The organism is Luteolibacter arcticus (assembly GCF_025950235.1).
In the GTDB taxonomy this organism is placed as follows: domain Bacteria; phylum Verrucomicrobiota; class Verrucomicrobiia; order Verrucomicrobiales; family Akkermansiaceae; genus Haloferula; species Haloferula arctica.
This window is the reverse complement of the sequence record NZ_JAPDDT010000007.1, coordinates 71,865-97,139: the sequence shown is the minus strand read 5'-3', so window position 1 is coordinate 97,139 and position 25,275 is coordinate 71,865. Positions and strand designations below refer to the sequence as shown.

General features: G+C 62.7%; 27 protein-coding genes. 20 read left to right on the top strand and 7 right to left on the bottom strand.

Going from position 1 to position 25,275, the window contains the following annotated elements; all coding sequences use genetic code 11:
- Window positions 1-152 precede the first annotated feature (152 nt).
- The 19 genes from OKA05_RS16415 (at window position 153) to OKA05_RS16325 (ending at window position 18,242) form a co-directional block, all read left to right on the top strand.
- A complete protein-coding gene (locus OKA05_RS16415; protein ID WP_264488259.1) occupies window positions 153-1,757 on the top strand; it encodes an ArnT family glycosyltransferase in 1,605 nt (534 codons plus the stop codon).
- 302 nt (window positions 1,758-2,059) lie between these two features.
- Window positions 2,060-2,710 (top strand): ATP-binding cassette domain-containing protein, encoded by a 651-nt coding sequence (locus tag OKA05_RS16410; protein WP_319800658.1) that lies wholly within the window; start codon window positions 2,060-2,062, stop codon window positions 2,708-2,710.
- Between the two features lie 6 nt (window positions 2,711-2,716).
- On the top strand, window positions 2,717-3,484 hold the full coding sequence (locus tag OKA05_RS16405) for a hypothetical protein (RefSeq protein WP_264488258.1): 768 nt from the start codon (window positions 2,717-2,719) through the stop codon (window positions 3,482-3,484).
- A gap of 31 nt (window positions 3,485-3,515) precedes the next feature.
- On the top strand, window positions 3,516-4,388 hold the full coding sequence (locus OKA05_RS16400) for a hypothetical protein (protein WP_264488257.1): 873 nt from the start codon (window positions 3,516-3,518) through the stop codon (window positions 4,386-4,388).
- 24 nt (window positions 4,389-4,412) lie between these two features.
- Entirely contained in the window at window positions 4,413-5,687 is a 1,275-nt protein-coding gene (locus OKA05_RS16395; protein ID WP_264488256.1) for a type IV pilus twitching motility protein PilT, read from the top strand.
- A gap of 108 nt (window positions 5,688-5,795) precedes the next feature.
- Complete coding sequence (locus OKA05_RS16390) at window positions 5,796-6,215, top strand: hypothetical protein (RefSeq protein WP_264488255.1); 420 nt, start codon at window positions 5,796-5,798, stop codon at window positions 6,213-6,215.
- 146 nt (window positions 6,216-6,361) lie between these two features.
- Window positions 6,362-8,146: a hypothetical protein gene (locus OKA05_RS16385; RefSeq protein WP_264488254.1), complete on the top strand. Its 1,785-nt coding sequence runs from the start codon at window positions 6,362-6,364 to the stop codon at window positions 8,144-8,146.
- Window positions 8,147-8,163: 17 nt separating this feature from the next.
- Window positions 8,164-8,697, top strand: a complete 534-nt coding sequence (locus tag OKA05_RS16380) for a hypothetical protein (RefSeq protein ID WP_264488253.1) — start codon at window positions 8,164-8,166, stop codon at window positions 8,695-8,697.
- 11 nt (window positions 8,698-8,708) lie between these two features.
- A complete protein-coding gene (locus OKA05_RS16375; protein ID WP_264488252.1) occupies window positions 8,709-9,401 on the top strand; it encodes a hypothetical protein in 693 nt (230 codons plus the stop codon).
- A gap of 43 nt (window positions 9,402-9,444) precedes the next feature.
- Window positions 9,445-11,304 carry a type II secretion system protein GspD gene (locus OKA05_RS16370; RefSeq protein ID WP_264488251.1) on the top strand — a complete coding sequence of 620 codons (1,860 nt, stop codon included), beginning with the start codon at window positions 9,445-9,447 and terminating at the stop codon, window positions 11,302-11,304.
- A gap of 57 nt (window positions 11,305-11,361) precedes the next feature.
- Window positions 11,362-11,934, top strand: a complete 573-nt coding sequence (locus tag OKA05_RS16365) for a hypothetical protein (RefSeq protein ID WP_264488250.1) — start codon at window positions 11,362-11,364, stop codon at window positions 11,932-11,934.
- Window positions 11,931-13,625, top strand: a complete 1,695-nt coding sequence (locus OKA05_RS16360; RefSeq protein ID WP_264488249.1) for a GspE/PulE family protein — start codon at window positions 11,931-11,933, stop codon at window positions 13,623-13,625. The genes OKA05_RS16365 and OKA05_RS16360 overlap by 4 nt, the downstream gene beginning before the upstream one ends.
- Window positions 13,618-14,760, top strand: a complete 1,143-nt coding sequence (locus OKA05_RS16355; RefSeq protein ID WP_264488248.1) for a type II secretion system F family protein — start codon at window positions 13,618-13,620, stop codon at window positions 14,758-14,760. Before OKA05_RS16360 ends, OKA05_RS16355 begins: the two co-directional genes overlap by 8 nt.
- A gap of 18 nt (window positions 14,761-14,778) precedes the next feature.
- On the top strand, window positions 14,779-15,192 hold the full coding sequence (locus OKA05_RS16350; protein ID WP_264488247.1) for a hypothetical protein: 414 nt from the start codon (window positions 14,779-14,781) through the stop codon (window positions 15,190-15,192).
- A 100-nt stretch (window positions 15,193-15,292) separates the two neighbouring features.
- Complete coding sequence (locus OKA05_RS16345) at window positions 15,293-15,724, top strand: prepilin-type N-terminal cleavage/methylation domain-containing protein (RefSeq protein ID WP_264488246.1); 432 nt, start codon at window positions 15,293-15,295, stop codon at window positions 15,722-15,724.
- Complete coding sequence (locus OKA05_RS16340) at window positions 15,721-16,200, top strand: hypothetical protein (RefSeq protein WP_264488245.1); 480 nt, start codon at window positions 15,721-15,723, stop codon at window positions 16,198-16,200. The genes OKA05_RS16345 and OKA05_RS16340 overlap by 4 nt, the downstream gene beginning before the upstream one ends.
- Window positions 16,201-16,204: 4 nt before the next feature.
- Window positions 16,205-16,990, top strand: a complete 786-nt coding sequence (locus OKA05_RS16335; protein WP_264488244.1) for a hypothetical protein — start codon at window positions 16,205-16,207, stop codon at window positions 16,988-16,990.
- Window positions 16,987-17,712, top strand: coding sequence for a hypothetical protein (locus tag OKA05_RS16330; protein ID WP_264488243.1), 726 nt, complete (start codon window positions 16,987-16,989; stop codon window positions 17,710-17,712). The genes OKA05_RS16335 and OKA05_RS16330 overlap by 4 nt, the downstream gene beginning before the upstream one ends.
- Window positions 17,709-18,242, top strand: a complete 534-nt coding sequence (locus OKA05_RS16325; RefSeq protein WP_264488242.1) for a hypothetical protein — start codon at window positions 17,709-17,711, stop codon at window positions 18,240-18,242. The genes OKA05_RS16330 and OKA05_RS16325 overlap by 4 nt, the downstream gene beginning before the upstream one ends.
- A gap of 6 nt (window positions 18,243-18,248) precedes the next feature.
- Here OKA05_RS16325 and OKA05_RS16320 read toward each other — a convergent pair whose 3' ends face one another.
- The 3 genes from OKA05_RS16320 to cysE all read right to left on the bottom strand — a co-directional run bounded on the left by OKA05_RS16320 (window position 18,249) and on the right by cysE (window position 22,203).
- Entirely contained in the window at window positions 18,249-19,937 is a 1,689-nt protein-coding gene (locus tag OKA05_RS16320; protein WP_264488241.1) for a DUF4407 domain-containing protein, read from the bottom strand.
- 415 nt (window positions 19,938-20,352) lie between these two features.
- A complete protein-coding gene (locus OKA05_RS16315; RefSeq protein WP_264488240.1) occupies window positions 20,353-21,369 on the bottom strand; it encodes a hypothetical protein in 1,017 nt (338 codons plus the stop codon).
- 60 nt (window positions 21,370-21,429) lie between these two features.
- Window positions 21,430-22,203, bottom strand: a complete 774-nt coding sequence (gene cysE / locus OKA05_RS16310) for a serine O-acetyltransferase (RefSeq protein ID WP_264488239.1) — start codon at window positions 22,201-22,203, stop codon at window positions 21,430-21,432.
- An 85-nt stretch (window positions 22,204-22,288) separates the two neighbouring features.
- Here cysE and OKA05_RS16305 point away from each other — a divergent pair, with 85 nt between their 5' ends.
- Window positions 22,289-22,702: an RrF2 family transcriptional regulator gene (locus tag OKA05_RS16305; protein ID WP_264488238.1), complete on the top strand. Its 414-nt coding sequence runs from the start codon at window positions 22,289-22,291 to the stop codon at window positions 22,700-22,702.
- Here OKA05_RS16305 and OKA05_RS16300 read toward each other — a convergent pair.
- The 4 genes from OKA05_RS16300 to OKA05_RS16285 form a co-directional block, all read right to left on the bottom strand.
- A complete protein-coding gene (locus OKA05_RS16300; protein ID WP_264488237.1) occupies window positions 22,693-23,298 on the bottom strand; it encodes a GNAT family N-acetyltransferase in 606 nt (201 codons plus the stop codon). The two genes, OKA05_RS16305 and OKA05_RS16300, sit on opposite strands and share 10 nt — an antisense overlap.
- A gap of 38 nt (window positions 23,299-23,336) precedes the next feature.
- The gene (locus tag OKA05_RS16295; protein ID WP_264488236.1) at window positions 23,337-24,194 is read right to left on the bottom strand and encodes a S1C family serine protease; all 858 of its coding nucleotides are present in this window, start codon (window positions 24,192-24,194) and stop codon (window positions 23,337-23,339) included.
- Window positions 24,195-24,211: 17 nt separating this feature from the next.
- Window positions 24,212-24,607 (bottom strand): hypothetical protein, encoded by a 396-nt coding sequence (locus tag OKA05_RS16290; RefSeq protein WP_264488235.1) that lies wholly within the window; start codon window positions 24,605-24,607, stop codon window positions 24,212-24,214.
- A gap of 63 nt (window positions 24,608-24,670) precedes the next feature.
- Window positions 24,671-25,261, bottom strand: coding sequence for a sigma-70 family RNA polymerase sigma factor (locus tag OKA05_RS16285; RefSeq protein ID WP_264488234.1), 591 nt, complete (start codon window positions 25,259-25,261; stop codon window positions 24,671-24,673).
- Window positions 25,262-25,275 lie beyond the last annotated feature (14 nt).

Genomic DNA, 25,275 nt, shown 5'->3' with positions numbered 1-25,275 from the left:
CCAAAACCTACGAGAACCCCTCTAACACTTAATATTTAATAAAACTTGAACATCTTTCATTGATTCCCTAGCTGAAGCCGAGACTTGGAAGCACCTCTCCCACGATGACTTCACCTCACCTCCGGGCACGGCCCGTTGATCTTATCCCAGCGGTGCTATGCAGCACCTTCGTCGCCTTCTTCTTGGTCCAGATCCTGACCTTCGACTATGGACGGGATCAGGGAATTTATGCCGTCGTCGCCCGCTCGATCGTCGATGGCGGGATGCCGTACCGGGATGCCTGGGATTTCAAGCCGCCGGGAATTTTCGTCCTCTATGCGATCGCACGGGTCCTCTTCGGGGCGAACGAATGGGGAATCCGGCTGCTTGAGTGCATCTTCATCGCCGCGATGGGCATCTGCCTCGTCCGCTGGGCACGGGCGGTCTTCGCCCCCAAGCTCAGCGGCTACTTCGCCATCGCGCTGGCGGTCCTGATTCACGCCCAACTCGACTTCTGGCACACCGCCCAGCCGGAATCCTTCGGCGGAGCCCTGACCATCTTCGGTCTCTGCACAGCTCCCCTTTTCCCCACGGCCGACGGGCGCTCCCCCACCCGCCCCCTGCTGCGGTGGTTTCTCGCCGGTGTCTTCTTCGGGATGGCAGGACTCCTCAAGCCGCAGCTTGCCTTCGGCGGAGGCTTGCTGGTCCTCCTCCCTTGCGCCGCCCGCTTGCTCCGCAACGTGCCTTTCCTCCAAGCGTTCGCGATGCCCAAGGACGGTCCCGGCGAATGGCGCGCTCTCTTCGCCGCGTGCCTTGGGACCGTGGCACCGGTCGCCCTCTGCGTTCTTTGGTTTGCCGCAAAGGGCGCCCTGAAGGATGCCTACGAGGTCCTTTTCGTCTTCACGCCCCACTACACCAAGCTGAGCTGGGAAGGCCAGAACCCGCTGGTCTTGGCTTACCACGGGGTGGTGGACTGGTTTACCGGCTACTCCGCCTTGGTTCCCCTCGGCGTCTCGCTGCTACTCCTGTTCGCCCACCGTCTCTCCTCACGGGAGCGTGGCGCGGCGCTGGCTATCTCGCTGCTGATCTCGCTGCACCTGGCCGGCGTGGTGGCCCAGGCGAAATTCTTCTCCTACCACTATGGCGCCACCTGGCCTCTGACCGGCCTGCTGGTCGGGCTCGGGTTCGCCTTGCTCTGGGACCAGGCGGTCAAGGCCTCCCGCTTGTGGATCGCCGCCTTCGTGGTGGGTATCCCTTTGATCTGCTGCGCGCGCTCAGCCATCCGGGGAGTCCCGCTTTCCTTTTACCAGCGAACCATGTTCCGCACCCAGGCGCTGCTGTCCGGCGGCCTGCCCACGGAGGTCCGCGACGTCCTGGCCACGGTGGATGACGTGAACGCCAGTGCCAACCGCCAAGTCGCGCAGTTCCTCCGGGACGCCGGCGGCACGCGGCCCGTCTTCATCTGGGGCTTCGAACCGGTGATCTACGAATGGGCAAATCGCCCGGCCTCGACCCGCTACATTTACAATGTCCCGCAACGCGCGGCCTGGCTCCAGCAAACCATGCGGGAACGCCTGATGGCCGACCTCACTGCCAATCCCCCCGAATTCATCGTCATCGAACGGCGCGACGCCCTGCCCAGCGTCACCGGCAACTACGTCGACTCCTCCGGGGCGATCAAAGACTTCCCCGAACTCCGCGAACTCATCGAACGGCGCTACAAGCCCGCGTTCAGCCACGAGGATTTCATGGTGCTGAAGGAAGTCCCTGCCCCGTGAGAACCGGGCAATTCGCCCGACGCCCTTCTTCGACACCCCTTCCTCCGCCCCGAATGCAAAACCGAACTCTCTTCAACCGGCTTTTCCTCCCGTCCAAAGAAAAGTTGCAGAGCCGATTTTCAAGTTTTCCAGAGTGCCGCCAAAGCTTGAGGACCAACATGTTTTAAAAACGTTCAAAAATTTATTGTCAATTTTCAAAAAAACCACTAAAGCCAAGGAAGCAACGGGCGGCCCGATATTTAATAAAGCTTGAATATTTGGCCCCTAGCCCTACAACCGACAGCATCCTAGCCGTAAAGAGAATGAATCTGCCGTCCCCACAGTTGAACCTCCATACCGGCCTTGCGATTGGCTACCGCCAGCCGCTTGCGACGGTTCGTGAGGCGATTCTTTTGGATCAGGGCACGCATTTCCTGATCGCCCGCAACGGTCGTGGCAAAACGACCCTGCTGCGGACCCTGGCCAAGACCCTCCGCCAGATGCAGGGCACCTTTGAGGCCAATGGCCGGGTGCAATACCTTCCCGAAGATCTCCGCTTCGACCCCATCACCACGGTCTCGGCGATCTTCCGCGCGATGATCCCCTCCGCCCGTCTCGGCGAAGCCCTGAAGCTGGCCGAGTCACTGGAGCTGGATTCTCGCAAGCCCTACGGTAAACTTTCTACCGGCAACCGACGCAAGGCCCACCTCATCATGGCCGAGCTGTCGGTGGACACCACCCGCGGCAACATCCTCCTGCTCGACGAGCCGTTTAGCGGCCTCGACGCATATGCCCGGGAAATTTTCGAGGACATGTGGCGCGCCAGTGCCGGCACGGTGCTGCGCTTGGTGAGCTGCCATCCGGACTACGATTCGATGGGGATGCCCAGTGCGGTCGTGATCCAAGGGGAGGAGATCCGCCATACGGTCGGCAACGGCCAGACGTGGACTGAACTCAAGAGCCAGCTGAACTGAATCGTCATGCGACTCTACCGGCTCACCACTGCGACGCTCTTCCAATGGAAATCCTGGGTGATTTCCCTGTTTGCGGTTGGCGTCCTCCCCTTCCTGCTGCCGCAGATTTCGAGCGCGACGGAAAACGCCACGCTGCTCAAGCCAGCGATCGCCCAGACCACCTGGGCCATGGCGCTTCTCTCCGCCATCTTCTGGGGCTTCTTCACTGCCGCCAAGCTCGGGGAGAACAACGCACGCTCGGGCGTCGGCGAATACTTCCTGACCACCGGCGTCTCCGCCACCCGGCAACTGATGGAAATGTGGCTCTCGCTGCTCACCTTCCTCGCTCCGCTTCCGCTGCTCGCCACCGCCGTGTGCATCCTGGCCGCCAGCCCGGCGCTGCCCGCCGAGAAGAGCATGTGGGTCACCACGAATCTTCAATACGGCCTGCTGTTCCTCCTCGCCATGGCGCCTCTTTCAGCGCTCGCGATGTCGGTCGCCTCGCGCTTCGGCAGCATCACCGGCTTCATCACTTCCGCAGCCGTGGCCGTCTATGGCCTCTACGGCGTGGGTTATCTGAAACTGCTCGCCAACTTGGAAAGCAATGCCCTCCTCAAGTGGGTCTGGGCCGGATCTCCCCACTATCATTTCGCCGACCCCACCGAGCGTCTCCGCTACAAGCTGGGAGCGATCGACTGGGACAAGTTCCCGCTGCTGTTAGCTTACTTCGGCGGTATCTTGCTCGTTCATGCCGCGATCTCCCGCCTGGTCTTCCGGGTGCGCGCCACGGCCTGAGATCTCTCCTATTGCTTCACCCTCCCTCTCCATGAATCTCCGCGACATCGCGATCACCTCTGTCCTTGCCGTTTCCGGCGTGGCGCTGTGGTCGTACGGAGCCAACCGCCTCTCGGCGGGGGGGGACCTCGACTTCCGCCCGAATCCGCTCGGACTCAAGACCAGCCCCTACGGCCAGGTGATCGCCTTGGCCCTGCAAGGAGGAATCGAGTCCGACTGGCACGGAACCATGGACGCGGGTGCCGAGCGGTCCTCCGCCTGCAGTGCTTGTGGACACAATCATGGCCCGGAAGGCGACGCCTGCCATGACGATCGCCAGGCCAAGCAACCAACCAGCTTGATCGGACGCATCGAATTGGCGGCAACCGAACGCACCAATCCGAGTCCGGTCACCCAGGGGCACAAGCTCTATCTCCGCCGCCAGACCGAAGACCGGCTCCGCCTCGCCTACGAACTCGATCCGTCGAACTACGCGAATTACAACTCGTATCACTTGTTCCTCACCGAACCGTCCGTCGGCACCCGCCGCCTCCTGACCGACAAGGTGATCGACCTTTCGAAGGACACCATCGCCTACTGCCTCAAGGAGACGTCCGACCCGCGCCCAGCCCTGACTGCCGCCTCTGCTGCCGGCAACATCCTGGAACTGATGTTCCTGCATCGTGAGAGTTACTCGCTGGAGCAGATGAAGGAACAACTCCTCATCATGGACCAGGCCTTGGCCAAGCATCACTCGCTCACGGAAGCGTGGCTTTCCTCCGGCGAATTCGAGCGCCTCTCCCCTGCCCGTCAGATGGAGATCCTCGATCGCTTGAAGTTTGTCGTCAAAGTGCGGGACGCCGCCGTCAAGACCATTGACCGGCTGTCATCTCCGACTCCGGACCAGGCTTCCACTTCCCACTGATTTTCCCGCCCTCTCCACCTCCCCATGTTCACTGCTGTTCATGAACCACCACCGCTGCCAGTCCACAATGGACCGGTCGCCGCCCCGCGCTTTGCACCGGGCATGGATGGCGCGACGCTGCTGGGAATCATCTTCCGGGTCTGCAAGGAAGTCCGCGTTTCGGACATACAGATGCGGTCGGACCGCCCGGTCTACATCCACACTAACAAGGGCGTCGAGAAGCTCGACTTCCTTGGCGTCCTGAACGCCCAGCAAATGGATGAGATCCTCAAGGAGCTCATCACCAACCGCGAAAGCGCCAGCCACGGCTTCGGGGAGGAAGGCAACCTCGGCCAACGGGTGGAGGAAAAGATCGCCAACGCGATCCGGGACTTCGCCGAACGCAAGGTGGCGGACTTCTCTTGTAACGGCATCCTGATGGGCAACAACGGCGAGCGCTCCGGCCGCCTGCGTATCCAGGCTCACTTGAGTTCTTCGGGCCTCGGCGTGACCTGCCGTATCCTCAACGATTTCATTCCGGAGCTGGAAAGCCTCGGCATCGATCCTGATACGACGACCATCCTTCGCATGGCCGTGCAGAAGCGCGCCGGCCTGTGCCTCGTCACCGGTCCCACCGGCTCGGGTAAATCAACCAGCCTCGCGGCTCTGATCGACTGGCTGCGCCGCAACCACGGCAAGCACATCGTCACGGTCGAAGACCCGATCGAGTATCAGTACCCGGATGACATGGACGATCCGGAATACCCCGGCCGCCGTATCCCCTGCCCCAGCGTCGTGACGCAGCAGGAAGTCGGTCGCGACGTCCACTCCTACCGCCAGGGCCTGAAGGATGTCCTTCGTAAGGCGCCACACGTCATCCTGCTCGGGGAAATCCGGGATCGGGAAGCGATGGAAACCTGCATGGAAGCCGCGCAGACCGGTCACTTGGTACTCTCCACGCTCCACACCACCGGCGCGGTCAAGACGATCGGCCGTATCCTCGAGCTCTATCCCAAGGAAAGCCACACGTCCGTCCTTTCCCGCCTCGCGGAAATCCTCATTTTCATCCACTCGCAGGGCCTCCTCAACGGCGTCCAGCGCCGGGTACTCACCTACGAGTTCCTGCAGAACAACGACGACTCGGTCTCCTCGGCGATCGCCAACTACGATGGTGGCGCCCGTTCCCTGGAAGACGTGATCCGCCGCGCCGGCAACATCGAGTGGGACGCCAACCTTCGCCGCCTGATGCGCCAGGGCCTGATCACCGAGCAGACCTTCGAGAACGCCCGCATGAACCGCGACGAATCCGAGATCCTCTGAACACTTTGAGAATTCGCGAATGACCCTGATCACCTGATCCTCCCGGGCCCTTCGCTGGTTCTCCCTCCGACAAGAAACTAGACACACCCAAAAGACAACACACCAAACATGAAACTGACTCGTATCACCAAGCGCGCGAAAGGTATGACGCTCCTCGAACTGACGGTCGTCATCCTCGTTCTCCTTTCGCTCATCTCGATCCTCTTCGTGGGCGCCCGCGCTTGGAAGAAGGGTTCCGACCGTGCCGCCAACGTGATGATCGTTCGCAACGTCCAGCAGGCCGTTCGCTCGTATCAGAACATGAACAACGTCACCGAAGCCACCGCCCTCGACACCTCCGTCGCCGGCCCGATCTTCGGTACGGGTGACTTCATCGAAGTCCCACCGACCCACCCGGTCGGCGGCCTGTCCTACTCGTACGCCACCACCATCCCGGGCATCGGCACGCTGGTTGCCACCAGCACCGGCACCCCGACCAACGGTGGTACTGCTGCTGAGTACTCCCCGAAGGACTACCAAGACTGGTAATCCACCGGTCGCATGCGGGTGACTACTGCCTAGCAGTTTCCCCGCAGACAACCTCTGGTCTCCCGCCTGCATGGCGGGCGGGAGACCTCCCTTTTCCCCCCAATTTTTCCCCCCGTTGATGAAAGCACCCACCCACCCTTCGTCCCTTGGTCGCCTACCAACATCCCGCGGGGCTCAATCCGCTCCAACGCTTCCGTCAGGCTGGCTCGGTTCTCCGCGGCACCAGCCGCGCGGATAACGCCGCCTGGTATCGCAACGCGCTCGAGCTGGATTTCCAGCTCCATCTTCGCGCGGACGGCAATCGCGTCGATTCCCGTCTCTTTGACCGCCGGTCCGGCCAATGGACTCCCGGTCCCCAGCTTTCCGAGGCTCACGCCACCGACCTCACACTGATTCCCGCCTTCGCGGCTGAGATCATCCGGGTCGCGCAAAATGCCAAAGCGGACTCGATCGGTGTCATCCTTCACTTGGCTGACGAGTTCGCAACGTCCGAGCTCAAGCCGGAACTCGACAATCCCGGTGCCTTGGCCGAATTGCGGATAGGCATCGAGTCCGATCCCAAGAGCATCCTCGACGACTCCTCGGTGTCCGCCACCGAGTCGAGCTGGCGGCTCATTCCTTACCCTGCCGCCGGCAGCGAAGCGATCGCCACCACCGTGTGCTTGTCGCGAAGCTGGGGCGCGTTCCTGGAAGAACTGCGCAAGGCTGGAGAAGAAAAGAATTTCCCGGTCATCACCCGTGCGGTCAGTGCCCCGCTCGTGTGCCTGCTCGCGCTGCCCGAATTGAAGCGCGACGAGGTCACCCGGCCATTGATCGCGGTACTGCCCTACTCGCGCTTCACGCTGCTGGCCTTTTTCAACGAGCACGGCGACCTGCGCCTCCTCCGCACCCTTCAGCACCGCGGGCAGCGTCGCCCCACGAATCTCCGTCATGCGGCTTCCACCACGGCTGCCGCACTGGAACTCGCGGATCCAGAGGTTTTCCTTATTTCCACCGGTGAGATCACCGACCCTCAGATGGTCGCGGACCTGCAACTGGTCTTCCCGGCTGCTTCCATTCGCGAAATCGACTGGACGAACACGCCCTATGTGACGGCGTCCGCCGGCATCGGGCCGGAGCCTCAGATTTCCATCGGCCTCGCGACCGCTCCGGAAACCCCGTTGGCATCCTCCCACACCTTCGGCGTGCTCCGGAGTGACGGATGGGCCGTACAGGACTTCCTGCCAGTGAGCCGGGAGGTGGCGGAAATTTATCCAACCCGCAGCGAGATGAAGCTGCTCCGCGCCGGGCGCTACGCGCGTCTGGGATTTGCAGCGCTCGCCGTGCTGGCTTTGGTCTTCTCCGGCTTGCAGATGGTGGATCTGGTCCGCAAGCCAGAGTGGGGTTTCAACTCCGACGGAGCCAACGCCCAGAAGCAACGCCTCACCTTCCTCTCTTCCGAGCGCGGTCGTGTCGATCACTGGGACAATCTGTTGGAAGATCGCTCCAAGGCATGGGCCACCATGGAATTGCTGAGCACCATGTTCCCGGAAAAGAGCGGCTTCATGGTGAAAGCCTTCACTCACTACGTCCGTCCGGAATCCACTCCCGGCCAGGCCAAAGCCGGCTTCATCCGCGAGTGGAAGATGAGCGGCCTGGCCCGTGAGGAAGCGCTCGAGCAGCTCGCCCTGTTGAATACCCGCGACGGCATTTCGGCAGTCTTCAAGCAAGTCGCGGATGAGACCGGCAGCGCTTCGTTCCGCACCGACCTGCCAAGTCGCAGCGTGGTGGTCAACGTCCGCACGCTGGAAAACGGCAGCTACCGGCCGAGCCCATCCGAGGAGGCCTCGGCTCTCGATGATACCACCTATCCTTTCTCCTTCGATCTGACGGTCACCCAGCGCTTCGAGTCGTCGGATCAACTGGCCGTGACCCTCGCCAAAGCCCCCTGACCTCTCTTTCACTCCCCATGTTTTACCGCCAATCCATCATCCTGTTCGGTTTCGTAGTGCCGCTTGCGGTCTGCGCGGCGATCGTCGGCGGAGGGATGTTCCTCAAGTCGAAGGCCTCCGCTTCCTTCCTGGAAAAGCAGGGGCTCTACAAGAGCGCCGAGAACGATCGGATCGGAGCCTTGGGAGTCGAGGCACAGATCAGCAAGAAGCGCCCGCACATGGAACGCTGGCTTTCCCAAGTGGAGAAAGAGACCGCGAACTCGATCACCTCCCATCTCAAGCAGATCGGTGATGCCCTGCCCGCGAAGGAATTCCAGCAGACGGCGGTCGAGTATCCCGCCGGCCGGGTCGGCTTTGCCTCGGTGTCGGCCCAGGATTCCACCCAGGTGCGACTCGCCTTCCGCGGAACCTTCCGCTCGGTGCAACAAGCGCTCGCCGAACTGGAATCCCGGATGCCCCAACTCCAGCTCCAGGAACTCAGGATCGACCCTAGTGGAGCCTCCTCATCTTCCCTGAATTTTCAGGTCACTTACACCGCGTGGGAAAAATGAAACCGACCCCCTTGCTTCCTAGACTTACCGTCATCACCGGCCTTCTGCTCGCCGCAGGGCCGGTATTCGCACAGATGGCGGAAGGGCTCGACAGCGCCGACCTGACTCCATCCGCTCCGGCAGCGGCGGCCCCTGCCGCTCCAGCGAAGCCGGCCGCAGCGCCCGCCACCGAGGCCAAGGAAATCGAGGCCTCCCGCTACGCCGGCGATGAGCTTCCCGCATATGTCCGGCAGCTTTCGGCCCGCTTTTCCATCCGCAAGCGCCAGACCGACCCCTTCGGCCGCTTCCAGGATCCGAATCACGTGGCTCCCGAGCCCAAGATCACCTCGAAGTCTCCGACTCAGCGGTTCAAGCCGGAGCCGCCGATGCCGTTCTCCGAAGTCGTGGCGGGCATTTCCGTCAACGGCGTGATGCCCGGCAAGCAGCAGTTCCTCATCGGCAACCGGATGTTCCGCGTCAGTGACGTGTTCAGCCTCCGCCTGCCGAATGGCAAGCAGATCGGCGTCAAAGTGCTGGCCGTGAACTCCGCGCGCATCCGCTTTCTCAACGTCTCTACCAATGAGACCGCGGATCATATCCTCAACATGCTCCCGGAAGGCGTGAAGAAGGGCATCGGCCAGATCACCGCGCCGGGCGTCGAGTCTGATGACTCACAGGCGCCGGTCGACATCCAGCCGACCGTCCCGCTGTCCACCAATCCCTGATCCATTCTCTCTTCCCCCTGCTGTCCCACAACACCCGCACACCATGAAGCCTGCCATCGCCGTCGCCACGTTGCTGGCCCTACCCACGCCCTATCTGATCGCTCAGGATGAGGGCCCCATCGTTGATTCTCCTGCCGCCGCGGTCGAACCCGCGGTGCCGGATCTGCCCCCTCCCGCGCCGGCCCCCGAGCCGCCGCCTGCTCCGGGAGACCTGCCCGCGCCGCCAGTCGTACCCGCTGCCCCGGGTGCTCCGGATCTGCCCGCCGCACCGCCGGTGGAACCAGTGACGCCACCGACCGATCTGAATCCAAACGGCAAGCCCGTCACGGATCCCAATGCAGCACCGGTCAATCAGGAGATCCAGGAGTCCGAGGAGGGCTACCTCATCAAGGACGCGCCGCTCAACGACATCTTCCAGTTCCTCGCCAAGCAGGCCGGCCGACAGTACTTCCACAACGCGAAGATCGCCACTCCCGACTACCGGGTGACGGGTCACCTCAATGACGGCAACCCGCTCAATCAGATGGAAGAGCTGGCCTTCATGTATGGCCTCACGCTCTACACCAAGGGCAACACCATCTATGCGCTGAGCCAGGCCCAGCTCGGGCAGTTGCCGAGCGCCGAGTTCAACTACCAGCTCCGCTATCTCCGCCCGACCGATATCGAGCAGATCAAGGCGTTGCTCACCCCGATGCTCACTCCGGGCACCGGCATCGTGAACTTCGAGCCGAAGACCGGCACGGTCGTCATCATCGACACTGCCCACCGCATCGAGCAGGCCCGCAAGTTCCTGCACGACATCGACCGCGCCAAGGGCCAGATCGTCGTCGAAACGAAGATCCTCCGGGTCAACAGCACCGCAGCCGAGCGCACCGGCGTGAACTGGTCCACCTCTCTCGGCGAAGGTGGCACCGCGCTGGAAGTCGCAGGCAGCCTCAACTCGCTGTTCGGCATCAACACCACCGGTTTCATCACCAAGGGAGGTACGGCCGGTTCCTCGCTCAGTTCGACGGAGGCAACCTCCGCGGTGGCCGGCAGCACTTCGGACCTGGTCTTGTCGCCGCTCCAGCTCAACGGCGTGTTGCGCGCCTTGGCGGAAGGAAACTTCGCCACCCAGGTGTCCAATCCCACGTTGATCACCGAGGACAACGAACAAGGATCCATCTCGATCATCGATCGTATTCCCATCATCACCCAGACCCAGAGCGGCACCGGCAACACCGCGATCGTCACCGAGGAAGTTCGCTACAAGATCGACGCCAGCGACCAAGCCATCACTGACGCGCCCGAGAAGCACCGCGAAATCGGTATCTCGCTGTCGGTCACGCCGACACTGCTTCCGGACGGCACCGTGCGCATGAAACTTCGCCCGCGCTCCGCTCAAATCGTGCAGCAAGTCGTTGGCCAGACCGGCAACGTTTATCCACGCGTCACCGAGTCCATGATCGAATCGCTCTCCCGCGTTCCCGACGGCCACTCGCTGGTGGTCGGCGGATTCTACGGTGAGGTGTCGAACAAGGACCGCACCAAGATCCCGTTCCTCGGCGACCTGCCGGTCTTGAACTTCTTCTTCAAGAGCAAGGACACCGTCAAAGAGAACGCCAGCCTGGTCTTCATCGTGACGCCCACCTCCTACGATCCGGCGAGCCGCTCCGCGACCTCGGCCCAATCGAGCCGCATCCATCGCAACACGATGCTGCAGCAAGACCACGACTGGGTCGATCCAGAGTGCAATCCCGGCCCGGCTCACGAGCCGAATCTGCAGCGGGGTGTCCGGGCATTGCGTCCCCAGGAAGCGCCCTACTATCCGACCGAAGAGGAATTGAACCGTGGCAAGGCAGCTCCTGCCCCCGCCCCGGTAGCCGCACCTCGCCGCTCGCGCTTCAGCAACGCGAGGAAGTGATTCGGCAGGCGGGGCCCCCACCCCGCCGTCCCGTTTTCACCGAACCGACCCATACCCATGTCATCCCCCTTCACTCCCGCCACTTCCGCCGCGCGGAAACCCGGTGACTCCTTGCAACTGCTCCACACCTGCCTGGAACAGACCGTGCAGGCGCTCCAGGCCACCGGCATCGCCACCGAGACGGAGCTTGCCCGCATGCAAGCCCACTTCGAGCGCTCGGTGAATCAGGGGGAGCCACTCGATCTCCTCGAGATCCTCGCACGGGTGCAGGGAGCGGAAGAGGAACACGTGGGCATTGAGGTCGCGCGCATCACCCATGCGGTGTCGATGGTCCTTCATCCTTCGCCGCCGCTCGTCCCCTTTGCCGGCAAACTGATCGCGCCCTCCGCTTTCTACGAATCCTTCGACCAGCTTCATCACACCGCCCGCGCCCTGCTGTCCCCCATCCTCTACGCCGAGGATACGGACGCGGTCGGCACCGGTGCGCTGAATCCGATCGCCGCACGTATCATGGCCGATGAGATCCTGGCCGGGGTGAACCGCCGCTTCGGCATCAAGCCCTTCGTCACCGCGGTCCGCATGGACTACGAGAGCTGGTCTTTCCTTACCCGCAAACACTTCGGATTGTGATCGACTACGACAGCATGTCATTCAACGAGTTGATCAGCGGGCAAATCATGCGCGCGCTGGCCAACCACGATCCCCAGTACGCGGAACTCGAGCACGACCAGGTCGCCAACCGCGTGACGCGCTACTGCTTCATGGGCGCGCTCGCCAAGATCAACGGCCTGCCCTTCTTCCCGAAGGTCGCGGAATTCTGTGATGGCTCGCTGCACACCTACTGTGATCCCACGGTGCTCACCCGCGGCCTCTTCAGCCCGCTGTGCGTGACCGGGGACAAGCTCATCGTAGCGGTCGCGAATCCCTGGAGCCCGCTCCCGGACGAATACCTCGCCCCGCGTTTCCCGGATCTGGAGATCGTCAAGGTCGTCACGCTCGCTTCCGAAATCTCCCGCGCGATCGAATCCGTCGCCACCAATTCAGGGCCCAGTCGCTCCGAACTCGAGGCGATCGACGTGGAGGACAACGACGAGGCCATCCGCGACTTCGACGTCACCACCGACTATACCGAGCCGATGGCCCAGCTCGTGGCCACGGTGATGGCGGACGCGGTCAAGACCCGCGCCTCCGACATCCACTTCAAGGTCGAAAAGGAGTCCTTCTACTACGCCTACCGCGTGGACGGTGACATCGGCACCAAGGTCGAGATCCCGATGAAGCTGAAGGATCGTCTCGATGCCTTCCTGCTCAACCTGATGAAGCTTCCCACCGAAATCCGCGCCACCGCGCCGGGCATCTCGGGCCGCTTCACCATCTCGTATTTCCACCGCCCCATCGACGTCCGCTACGAGAGACACCGTACTTACCGCGGTTATCACGTCACGATGCGCTTGCTCGACAAGAGCCACATCAACGTGACCCTCGGCAAGGGCACCCTGGCCTTCGACGAGGAGACACTCTTCGAACTCGCCAAGGTGATGCGCGTGCCCGCCGGCATCATCGTCATGTCCGGCCCCACGGGTTCCGGCAAATCGACCACGCTGAACGCGATCCTCCGCGAGCTGAACCGGCCCGATGTGAACATCCTGACGCTGGAGAATCCGGTGGAAGACGAGGTTCCCGGCATCACCCACTGCGACTTGAAGAGTCCGAAGGAATTCAAGCCGATGATCGCGTCCTTCATGCGATCCGACCCGGACATCATCCTCATGGGTGAGGTTCGCGACATCGAATCCGCGGAACTGGCGATCGAAGCCGCGGTGACGGGACACAAGGTCCTGACGACGATTCACACGCCGCGCGCCTCTCAGATCATCGAGCGTTTCGAGCAGCTCGGCATCGAGCGCTGGAAAATCGCCCAGACCCTGAAAGCCGCGTGCGCCCAGCGCCTCGTGAAGCTGCTCTGCCCCTATTGCAAGGAGCCGAAGGAGGGTATCTCGGACCTCGATCGGAGAACCTTCAACCTCGACGAGTCCTGGTCCACCATACCCGTTTTTGCCGCCAAGTCCGGTGGCTGTGCCGAGTGCCGGAACTCCGGCTACAGCGGCCGTACTGCCATTCTCGAAATCATTCCCATCACCCCGAAGACCTCCGACATGCTGTCGAAGGGCGAGATCTCCCCTTACGAACTGGAAGTCAAAATCCAGGAAGAAGGGAAACTCCCCAACCTGCGTCGCAGCGGCCTACGCCTGCTGCGCGAAGGCAAAACCGACATCGAAGCCGTGGCGAAGGTCATCGACATGACTTACACCGATGAGTAGCGCCTCCGCCTCCGCCAAGCCGGGCAGTCCCGCAACAGCCGCCAAGCCGGCTGCCCAGGGCTCCTTCAGCTTCCTCAAGCAGACGAAGGTCACGCCCTTCACCAAGAAGCAGTTGGTCACGATGTTCCGTGGCCTGGCCTCGATGCTGCGCGCCCAGATCAATACCGCGGACGCGCTGAAGTATTACGGCCAGGGACTCCAGGACAAGGCGATGGCCGACGCCCTCCTGAAGATCCGCGATGAGATCAACTCCGGCGTCAACGTGCACGAGGCATTCCGCCGCACCGGACGCTTTTCGGACATGGTCATCGGCCTGATCCAAGCCGGTAGCGATGCCGGCCAGCTCCACCAGGCCTTCGGCTCGCTGGCCGCCCGCTTCACCAGCGAGATGCGCTTCACCAAGGCCCTGCGCAAGGCCACGGTGATGCCCTGCATCGTGATCTCGGTCTTGGCCTGTGCGTTCATCTTCTCGCAGGTCAGCATCGTCCCGCAGGTCCAGGACATGCTCAAATCGGTCGCCCAGAAGCCCGACGGCATGACCGCGATCGCCTTCAAGGTCAGTGCCATCACCAAGGCGGTCTATCCCTTTGTCATCGCCACGGTGGTCGGGAGCGCCATCACCATCTGGCGCTCGGACAAGGTCCGGAACATGATCCTCGGCATCGCGATGTCGAAATGGCGGTTGCTCCGGCTCATGATCATGAGCCTGCGCCAGATGACCTTCCTCTCCACGATGAAGATGCTCCACGCCAACGGCATCAACCTCGCGAAATCGATCCGGGTTTCCGCCAACAGCGTGAAGGGCACACCGTTCTATCAGGAGCTCCGCGACGCGGCCGACAAGTACGAGAACTCCGGCGTGCCGCTCTCCACCGCCTTCTCCAAGTACACCTCCGTCGACTCCCAGGTGGTCCACATGATGTCGATCGGTGAGAAGTCCGCCTCGCTGGATGCCCAGCTCGACATGCTCTCGACCATGTATGAGGAGGATGCCGAAAACTACATGGCGAGCTTCACTGCCGCCGTGAATTTCCTGGTGCTGATCATCGCGGTGGCCCTGATCGCCGCGGTCTTCATCGGAACCTTCCTGCCGATCTTCCTGATGGGTCCGAAGATGATGAACAGCAAGATGTAACTCCAACCGCCCGTCCGCATGCAACTAACCCGACTCGACCGCTGGCTGAGGGAGCGATTCGTCTATGAGACGCACGTCTACACGCTGCGGCTACCCGCAGCGGTGCCGCCGGGTGTGATCGCGGAAGAGCTTCCCGAATCACCAGGCCGGCGCTTCAAGCACCGCTTCATCCTGCGCAGCGATGCCGCGGTGCAGGCTCTCATCGAGCAACTGCGCGAAGGCAACCAGATGTTCACCACCCGCGTGGTGGATCGCGAGGCATGGTATGTCCCGCTGATCGCACCCCAGGGGAAATCGGTCATCTGGTGGTTCGTCTGGGTCGGCGTGACGGCGGGCGTGGTCTTCGGCGTCGTTCATCTCGGCCAATTGGCATGGGCCAATCCCGAGCTGCGCAAGAACGTCACGGAATCACTCGAGATCCTCAAAAACTGACGCCTCACCGGGGTCTATCCGAACGGGACCGGACGGACCAAATCGTTAATATTTCCGGCTTTTCAAGCCCCCTTAAGCAACCTAGTCTCCCACTCGTCCCATGAAATCCCGTGTCCATGTCCAGTTGTCACGCCGCGGCTTCACGCTGCTGGAAATGACGTTGGTCATTTCGGTCCTCCTGCTGCTGATCACCGTCGGCCTGAAGTCAACCAGCGCCTTCAAGACCTGGCGACTCGCCCGCGAGGCTGGCGATACCTTGCGCAACGTCTATGTCGCGCAGCGCACCTATCTCGCCGACAATCCCACCACGCCGGTCACCTCGCTGACCCACGCGTTGTTGCTGCCTTACATCCAAAACGGCCCAGCCGTTTTCCCGACGGCCAAGTCGCTCACGAATACAAATCTCAATGTCTTCGTGGGAGTGTCCCCGCCGTTCCTCACGGCCACCGCCACCACTTCCGGCGCCGTCCCGCCGGCCCGCTACGACCCCTCCGGCTCCACCACTGACTCCCTCTGGGATGTAGGCGAATGAAATTATCGCTGGTCGCCGCCCTCATTGCCACGGTCCTTCCGCTCGCTGCTGCGGACACCGATGGCTTCGAGTCGTTTGGCGAGTACGAGATTCGCAGCCAGATGAAAATCACCGGCAGCGGCAAGGTGGTCCAGGTGCCGATCAAGCCGCTCAAGCTCGCGGTCTTCTCGGATGGCGTGAGCATCCGCGTCTCATCCGCCGGGAAGTCCGATGCCTGGTCCACGTTCACGATTTACCGGTCGGACGGCATTGGTCGCCAGAATACTCCCGGCGGCCCGTTGGAAGTGGTGCCCGGCGTGCAAGCCACCAGCGACCATCGTGGCGTTCACAAGCACCTTCGGCTGACCCGCGATACCCTCGTTCTAACTGTTTTCCCTGGCGTCTCCGACCAGACTGTCGTCACCCATGCCGTCCTCGCCCCTCCCCCCGCTGATGAGCCTGCCGCCGATCCCCGGAAAGGATCGCCCGCACCTTGATCTCATGCGTCCGCTGCCCACCACCACTCAGGCCGCCCCCCTCGCCACCAAACCCGCGGTTTCCACCGCCGTCTCCCAGACCTTGGAACTGGGACCGCTCCATCATGCCACAGTCCCGGGCCAGAACCGCCGGGCTGCCAACTGCCCGATCCAGCGCGCCTATCCGTGGCTGCTGATTGCGAGCACGGCCCTTGCCGCAGTCTTCTGCGGACTTTATCTCAACAAGCCGGTGATCGTGGCCAGCCCCGGCCCGGGTCCGGGTGTCACGGCAACTGCGCCCGTCCCACCGGTGCCCGCCCTGATCGCGGCCGCACCGAAGCCCGCTGACTCGCTGATGCCTCGCGGCGGCCATCTTCCCGGCGATACCGTCAAGCCACAGGCCGCCGATCCACGGCGCCTCGTGTCGTCCGGAAGCGGCCCGGAGAATGCCTTCGAAGAGACTAACCTGCGGATCCAGCATGCCCTCAAGGCCCAAGGCCCCGCCGGCGAGGACCTCGGCAAGATCATGCTCGACGTCCCGGTCCTCTACCGCAGCCGTGCCCTGCGCTGGACGCCGGATGAGGTCGCCCGCGCCCGCACCCTGATGACCCGCATCGGCCACTATCAGGAGGCGGCCCAAATCGTCCGCAACGAAGGCCAGAAGCTCCTCGGCGAATGGAATGCCCTGGTCGGCGAGTCCATCCCCACTCCGGTCCTTCGGGCCGACAGCCCGTCGCTCTCGGGCGCGCTGCAGCCGCCCACCGGCGAACAACTCGACAGCACTCAAGCCATCGAAATCAAAAACCGATGACCCGCTCTCTCCTTCTTCTCGCCGCCGTCGCCATGCCGGTGACATTGGCCCAGGACATCGCTCCGAAAGACTCGGAACGCGATCCGGTTATTTCCGCACTCACGGATGGCTTCGGTGAAGACCCGGCCACCAATGGAATCACCGCCACTCCTTTCTCATTGGTGCCGGAAGACGACGGCGCACCCGTGCTGGTCACCGGCACCCCGCCGGAAGGAGCCGAGATCGAGGAGGCCGAACCCACAATCCCCGAGCCGCAAGGCGTGACCGTGCGGGTCGAGCCCGGCAAGGGCGGCCTTGGAAAGGTGGACGCCGCCGCCGTCAAGCTGCTCGCCCCCTTCCCCGCCAAACCGCTTTCCCAACCGCCGGCCGGTTGGCGGCTGGAGCATCCCGAAGATGTCCCCGCCATCACCCAGGAGGTGACGCTCGACAACGGCACCCGCATTCCCCTTTCCATCCGCCCGCACCTGCTTGTGCCGGACGCCGATGGCGAAAACGTGATCGGCGTCCAGGAGCCCGGCTACGACCCGGCGCTCGGCTACGCGCAAGCAGGTACGATGAGTGCCGTACTTGCGACCTCCGTGGAGCGCATGGAAGAAGACTCCCGCAAGGTGGGCGACGCCCTCGACCGCCTCGGCCAGCTCCTGAGCTCGCTGCCCACGCCTGAGCCTCCCCCGCCAGCCGCGAAGGAAGTCATTTCAACCGAAAAGAAGAAAGCGCGATGAAACCAAGCCTCGTCCCGATCGCCTGTGGCACCGTGCTCGCCTTGATGGCTGGCGCTTCCGCCGCCCATTGGTGCTCCGTCCGCGACATGGTGAAGCTGGCAGGCGTGATGCCGCCTCACCCGCCAGCTTCCTCCAGGCCGCAACTTCCCTCTCCCTCCCGCTTGCCGGATGAGGGTCCCTCCCGCGAAGCCAAGGAGTTCCTGGCCCGCGCGCGCGACGGTGCAGGGAGGAGTGCCCCCCAAGCCAGCCCCAGCGAACGTCCTCGTTCCGCTTCCAGCAACTCTTCCCCGGTCGCTTCCTTTGCCAATACCGACGTGCGCATCGAGAAGCTGCTCCAGCTTCTGGAAGGCACCGTGGAGGAGAACCGCCGGCTCCGCGATAGCCAGGCGGAGACCAACCGCGACCTGATGGAGCTTCAGTTCCGCGTGGACATGTACGACGGTGAATTCCGCCCCCTCAAGGTGGAGGAAGAAGCAACGCCCTTCGACGATGGCAGCGGCGGACTCGGAGTCCTTCCGCCGCTGGAGTGATCCGTCTCAAGCGTGCTGGCCGGTGAAGAAGACTTCCATGCGGTGCTGCATGTCTTCGTAGAAGCGCTTCTTGATCGCTTCCAGCGCGGCAATTTTCTCGGGCCCGGCATGGAAGGCCTCGTCCTGCTCCATCCGGATCTTCGCGGCGAAGGATTTCTCCATCTCGATCAATGAGTCGAGGAACTCGCGCGCGGCGCGACTGTGTTCCACGCCATCGATGAGTGCGTTCTCCAGCCGCTTGTTGCGGGTGACCGCGATCAGGTTGCCGGCAGCGAGCTTTTCCATGTAGCGGTGGTGGCTTTCACGGAAGGCGCGGTGCTCGGAGTCATAAGCGATCTCGTCGCGATCGAGCAACGTGTCGTAAGGACCCGGCTTGGTGAAGAACTTCACGATCAGCGGGATCGTGTCCACCAGCATGAACAGCAGGGTGAGCACGATGTAGGTGGCGAGCGCGAACTGCCCACCCTCGCTGCCCTCCTTGAAGAGGCCATGCAGGGCCAAGGTCTGGGTCAGGATGTCCTTCCGCGGCTCGGCGAGCATCTGGCCGATCCGGTTCTGCTCCTCGGTGGAAATCGCGGCGAGCTCGGACTGAGCGGCCTTCTGCTCCAGATTGCGGGTCTCGATCTGTTGGTCGATGGCCGAGCGTACCGCATTCTGCTGCTCGGTGAAGGCGGACGCCTGATCCTCTTCCACTCGCTGCTTGAGCGCGGCGACCCGCGTCTCCTCCGCCTTGTTCGTGGCGGCGATCTCGGCAAGGCGGGTTTCAAAGGTGGCGATGGCACCCTTCTCGGCTTCCCGCGCCTGGGTCTGCAAGGTTGCCTTCTCGGTGGAGAGGTGTTCTAACAGGGCTCCGATCCGCTGCGCCTCGGTGCGGCGCGGCTCAAGCTGGTCGGCACGGATCGAACGGGCGCGCGGGCCTTCGCCGCGCATGCCGGAGCGCTGGCCGTTCAGTTCGCGCTCGAATTCCGCCTGCCAGAAGCCGAGTTCGGTCTGGAGCTTGGCGTACTGCGGGGAAAGTTCGTCCGACTGCTGGTTAACCACGTCCAGCCGGTCACGGAATGGCTTGGTCGCTTCATCCGTAGCGGCTTTCAGCTCGGTCTGCTGCTCGGCGGTCAGGCCGGGGATCGCCGAGCTGGCGTCCTCGCGGTCCTGGATGATGAACTTCGCGTTGTAGCTTTCCTTTCGCTCCTGCTGAAGGGCGGCCATCTTCTGCTCGATGCCATTGATCGTCTCCCGGATCTTGTCCTTGGCGACCGTGAACTTGGAGCGCTCCTGGCTGACTTCCACCGAGCGCTCTTCCTCCACCACCGTCTGGATCGTGTCGCGGAACAGCAGCAGCACCAGTGGGTGGGCGATCGTCAGACCCATCAGGATGGCCACCACCAGACGCAGCGAGAATTGCGACAGCTTCCGCCACCAGGAAAGAAACGGCCGGTAGCCGGCGAGCAGGGCGCGGTCGATGGTCAGGATGATGAAGGCCCACACCGTGGCCACCCCGTAGATCACCCGCGGGTTGTCGGTGAGGGTCGAGAGCGCGTAGGCGCAGGCGATGAAGGCGAAGGCGCAGGGCACCAGCACGGTCGCGCCAAAGGCGACGTATTTCCGCTGCTCCCAGTTCGGGCACTGCTCCAAGGTCTCGGTGCCGGCGCCAGACAGCCAGAAAAAGAGGCGTTTGAAAGGATTGGACCGGTTCATGAAGGGACGGATGAAAGCGAGGATTCTGCCGGAAAGCGAGGACGCGGTCCCGGATTATGGCAAAAACGCGGCTTTCGCCGGGAATCTCTCACGCCGCAGCGAACGAGCCGTTGGAAATCAAAGATTCCAGCAGATGAGCCGCCCTTTGAAACACATCTCCGGACGGCGGAGGGAGATCAGCAAAAGCTCAACAAAAAGTGCTCTGGCGTACAAAAAGAAGCCCGACCGCTGTGCCTCAGGAAAAACCCAAAAACCTAAAGCTCAAGCGGTCGGACCACCTGCCGGGAGTCACCTCCCTGACAAGACCTTTTGTTTTGGAGGAGTCATGCTTTCGCAGTCGCCTCACATGAACATAAACGTCGCCAGCGGGATTTTTGTTTCGTCTTTTTTCGAGAAATTTTCCGTCTCTGCCGAATCAGCTTCCCTTGGCCGTCCACTGGCGGGCGCACAGATTGTCGATCGCGCCCTGGAGCTTTCGCTTCGGCCCGTTGCCTTGGCCGGTGGTAAGGGTGCTGACGGTTTGGTATTCCTCCCGCAGCACCAATGGGTGAAGGAGCGAGCACCAGATTTTGCCCGATTGGATCGTCAATTCGCCGCTGGTGATGCTGCCATCGAGATCGGCGCTCCCGTCCAGCGTGACGTCCCCTTGCACGGCGAAGCGGCCGCAGGGATGCCCTTCGAGCGCCTCGGAAACCTCGTAGGTCAAGGTCAGCTTGCCGCTGCCCGCGTCGTCAAAAAGCAGGGCCAGCGAATCCCCTTCCAGCACAAGCTTGTCGCCCTCGATCCAACGGCGCGATGAAGAGAACCACTGCTTTCGTGGAGCCAATCCGTGTTCCACCAAAAGGCCGGGCAGCTTGGGCAACAGGTTTTGCTCCAGCACCTTCAGATTGAAGTCCGCCGGTCCCTTGCGAGCCGGCAATTGCCAGCCATTGGGGCCCAGTTGGAACTCCACCCGGGCACCCGCCAACGGCGGCGATTCAGGGGCATTGCTTTCGGCCGTGGCCTTTCCCTTCGCCTTTTCAACCGCTTCCTTGGGATCGACCACCCTGCCTTCCCTTTCGATCGTCATCCCGAGCTGTGAACCACTGCGCTGGAAGCGGGAGACGATCTCGAATGGCCCGTCCAAGGTCATGTTCTCCGTGCCAAGCGCAGAGGTGGCGATCCGGCGGATCTTGTGAAAAGTAACCCGTTGCGTCACCCGGGCCTCGATGTCCGTGGGAAACGGAAGGTCACGGCGGAAGCGTACGCCTTCGGCCGCGGTGTCCACTTGGGCGACGAGACCGGACGACACCTCTCCGCCCGGCGGCTTGGGAAGCCCCGGGTCTTTCACTCCCTCGATTTTGTCCCGTGCGGCATCGACCACTTTCTTGGCCTTGTCACACGACACCAACCCCATCGCGAGAAGCGGCAAGGCGAACACTAAACAATTCATGAATGTCAGGTATCACGGATCATGACACATGACTACCCTTACCTTGCGACGCACAAAAAGCTATCGACCTCTGCACTCCAGGCGCTGATCCATTTCTAGGGCGGGGGCATCCTCCCTGCTGACTCCCACCACCACCGCGGGCACGCCGGCGACGGTGGTATGCGGCGAGACGTCATTGAGAACCACGCTGCCCGCCCCGACCTTCGCTCCTTCGCCGATCTCCACGCGCCCGAGGATCTTCGCTCCCGCGCCGAGCAAGACCCCGGAGCGCACGACCGGGTGACGATCGCCGGATTCCTTCCCCGTGCCACCCAGGGTGACCTCGTGGAGGATCGAGACGTTGTCCTCGATGATCGCGGTTTCACCGACCACGAAGCTGGTGGCGTGATCCAGCAGGATGCCGCAGCCGATCCGGGCCGCGGGATGGATATCCACGGCGAAGACTTCACTCGCGAGGCTTTGGAAATACAGGGCCAGCTCCCGCCGCCCGTGGGTCCACAGGTGATGGGAAACCCGGTAGGTCGAAATCGCCATGAAGCCCTTGAAGAACAGCAAGGGCTCCAGCGGCGAACGGCACGCGGGGTCACGCTCCACGATCGCCCGCAGGTCGCGCGCCGCGCTGTCCACCAGGTCATCCTCGCCGCGCAAGATGCCGGCGAGCAAGGGTGCCAGCTCCTCGCGGGTCATGTCCTCACGGGCCAGCTTGCGCGCCAGACGCACGCCCAGCGACGCGCCGAGGCACGGCTGGGCAAGCACCACATCCTGCAGCAAGGGCCGCAGATGCGGCTCTGCCACGGCCACCCGCTCGGCTTCCTCGCGGATCCAACTCCACACTCCGGAGGCGTCCGCGTTCCCCGACTGACAGAGTCGAACAGCCTTCGCGCTTCCGCCACCATCCTGCCTATGCTGCTTTGCCTCCATGCGCATTTCCCAAAAGCTCGACTATGCGTGCCGCGCGATGGCCCAACTGGCCAAGCGTCACGACGGACGAACGATTACACGGCTCGACGAGCTGGCGCAACGCGAAGCCGTGTCCGCCAACTTCCTTGTTCAGATCCTCAACGACTTGCGTCGCGCAGGACTGGTAGAAAGCCGCCGTGGGAAGAGCGGCGGTTACCTGCTCGCCCGCAAACCCGACTCCATCCTGCTCCGCGAAATCGTCGAAGCAGTGGAGCCTTCGCTGTTGTCTTTCTCGACTCACACCGAGGGCGAGAGCGGCATTGCGGTGCGGAATGCGTGGGATCACGTCGCCCGGGAGCTGAAAAGTCACCTTGAGCGGATCACCCTCGTCCAGCTCGCCGAGCGCTCCGAAGCGCCGATGTTCTACATCTGAGGCGGCGCCAGCTCGCGGGTCCGGAAAATCAGTTGGTTTTCGACATCCTGCCCCGCCGAATCGACCTGATGCCACGCGAAATGGCAGCTTAGCTCTGGCCGTAGGCTGTAGCCGCGCTTGGCCCAGAATGCGTCGTTCGACCGGTAGTCCGCCGGTTTCAGCGGGTGATCCTCCGGGCGGACGACGGCGCAAAAGCAGAACTTAGAAAAGCCCAGCTCCATCGCGTGCTGCTCGCGGTGATCAAAGAACGCGTGCCCGATCCCCTTCCCCCGCCACGCACGATCCAAAACCGACTCGCCAAAATAAAACCACCCGGCGGGATCGATGCCCGCCTTTTCAAAGGGCTCGCGGAACGACGCATCCGCATCGTCCAGCGGCAATCCGGTGGAAACGCCGACAATCCGCCCGCCCGCCTCCGCCAGCACGAAGACACTGCGCGGACAAGCCGCATAGCTCTGGAGATAGCCCCGCTCGCTTTCCTCATCGCCCTCGTAGAGATAGGGAAACTCCCGGAAGACGGAGATTCGCAGCCTTGCGGCATCCGGCAGATAGGGCAGCACGTGCTCGCCGGTGAGACGTCGGACCACGAATTCCATGGAGCGGATTTGGCAAAAGCCGGCCCGTCGGCCAAGCGTCAATCGGACCGGCGTTCGACCGGCGTGAGCGACAGCAGCAGTTCCTGGTCTCCGCGCTTCAGCTTCACAGGCGTCGCCACCCCGGGCCGGAGGAAAAAGAAGGCATTCACCGCATCGGCATACTCGACGAGCGGCCTCGAGCCGACCTGAAGCAAGACATCGCCCGTTTTCACCCCCGCCAAGGCCGAAGGTGAGCCCGCCTGCACCCGGGTGACCTGAGGCACCTTGGCATCCGGACGCAGATAGAGCCCGATCCAGCCACGACTGACATGCCCCCCCCGCTGCACATCGTCCAAGACGCGTTTCACCACTTCCGCGGGAATCGCGTAGCCGCTCTGGGGGCCGGTCGGCTGGTGAGCGACCGCGACCACGTTGCCGGAGAGATCCATCAAGGGCGTGCCGGGCCGGGGCACCTTGCCCGAATATTCGATCTTCAAAAGGGCTAGCGGCAGAATCTTGCCTTCGATGTGCTTCACCCAGCCAGCGGATTTCCCTTGGATCCCACCGGCCGTCTTGACGACGGCACCGGCTGACAAGGTCGCATCCGCCATCAACGGCAACGCCCGTCCCGGGGGTCCGCTGAGACGGAACACCACCAACCGCGAAACCGGATCCAAAATCACTTCGGCGGGCAACAAGCGCTCGTCGGAGAACAAACGCCCCCCCTCCGCCTTCGCTCCCGAAAGCGCCACCGCGATCACATGCCGGCCATCTCCCACCACCAGGGCCGTGGATGGCACTTCACCCTCGCCTGCCGGAAAAACCGCCGACCATGCTACCTCGGCGCGGATCTGCACCACGCAGAAAAACCATGCAACTCCGAGTGCCGGAAGGCACCGCAAGGGTAAGGGAGGCATCCGGAAGGAAAATTCCGTCAGAACTCTTGCTCACCAGTGCTGCCTTGCGTCGAAGGACGCAGGTCCAAGGCGTCCAGCTGCTCGACCGCAGCGGTCGGCTCGATGGATTTGACCTCGTGACTGACCGGTGTGGTTGCTGCCGGAGCCGTGTCCTGGCCCCGCGGAACCGTCATCGCCACAGCGACGATGGTCGCATACCCCAAGCCGCCGGCATAGGCCCACTTGGATGCCCCGAGATCGGAAAACCATGCGGACGCCTTGCGCCACCAACCCGCCAACCCGCGCTGTTGGGCTTCTTCCGCCCTCCGGCGCTGGTGGAACTCACGCAGGAAACCATCGAAATACCCTTCCTCAGGGCGCTCATGGCGCTTGAGGGCAAGCAGGGTTCCGATTTCTTCAATAGAAGGCTTCACGGCGTTTAATGGTTAATGAATCTAAAATTTCTAGCTCGCCCGCAAGGAAAATTTTCAAATTCCTCACTCCCAGTAATCTTGCAGCTTCGACTGCAAGTGAAGATGGGCATAATGCAGACGGGATCGCACCGTTCCTTCGGAAACCTTCAGGATGCGTGCGATCTCGGCATGCGGGATGCCCTGGATGTCGAACATGGTGACCACTGTTCTATGCGCTTCTGACAGGCTCAGCATCGCTTCGTTCAATCTTTTCTGGAGCTCGTGGAGCTTGCTCTGCTTCTCGGGGTTCGCGAGGTGGCTGGAATCGACCAGCGCGGGATCGTCCTGGAAGGACGCATCCAGGTCATTCAGGCTCATGCCACCACGACGTTTGCGCTTCTTCAGGAAGTTCAGCGTCATGTTCACCGAGATCTGATAGATCCAGGTGTAAAAGCTGGATTGGCCACGGAAGCGCGGCAGCGAGTGATAGGCCTTCGCGAAGATATCCTGCAACAGGTCGTGGGTGTCCTCCTTGTGGGAGGTCATGTTATAAACTAGCCCGTACAGCTTTTCGCCATACTTTAGGATCAGGGCGTCGAACGCGCGCGTGTCGCCATTGCGGGCGCGCGCCACGAGATCTTCGTCCGGATCCGGCTGGAGGGAGTCATCCGGCATCTTCGGGTGGTGGG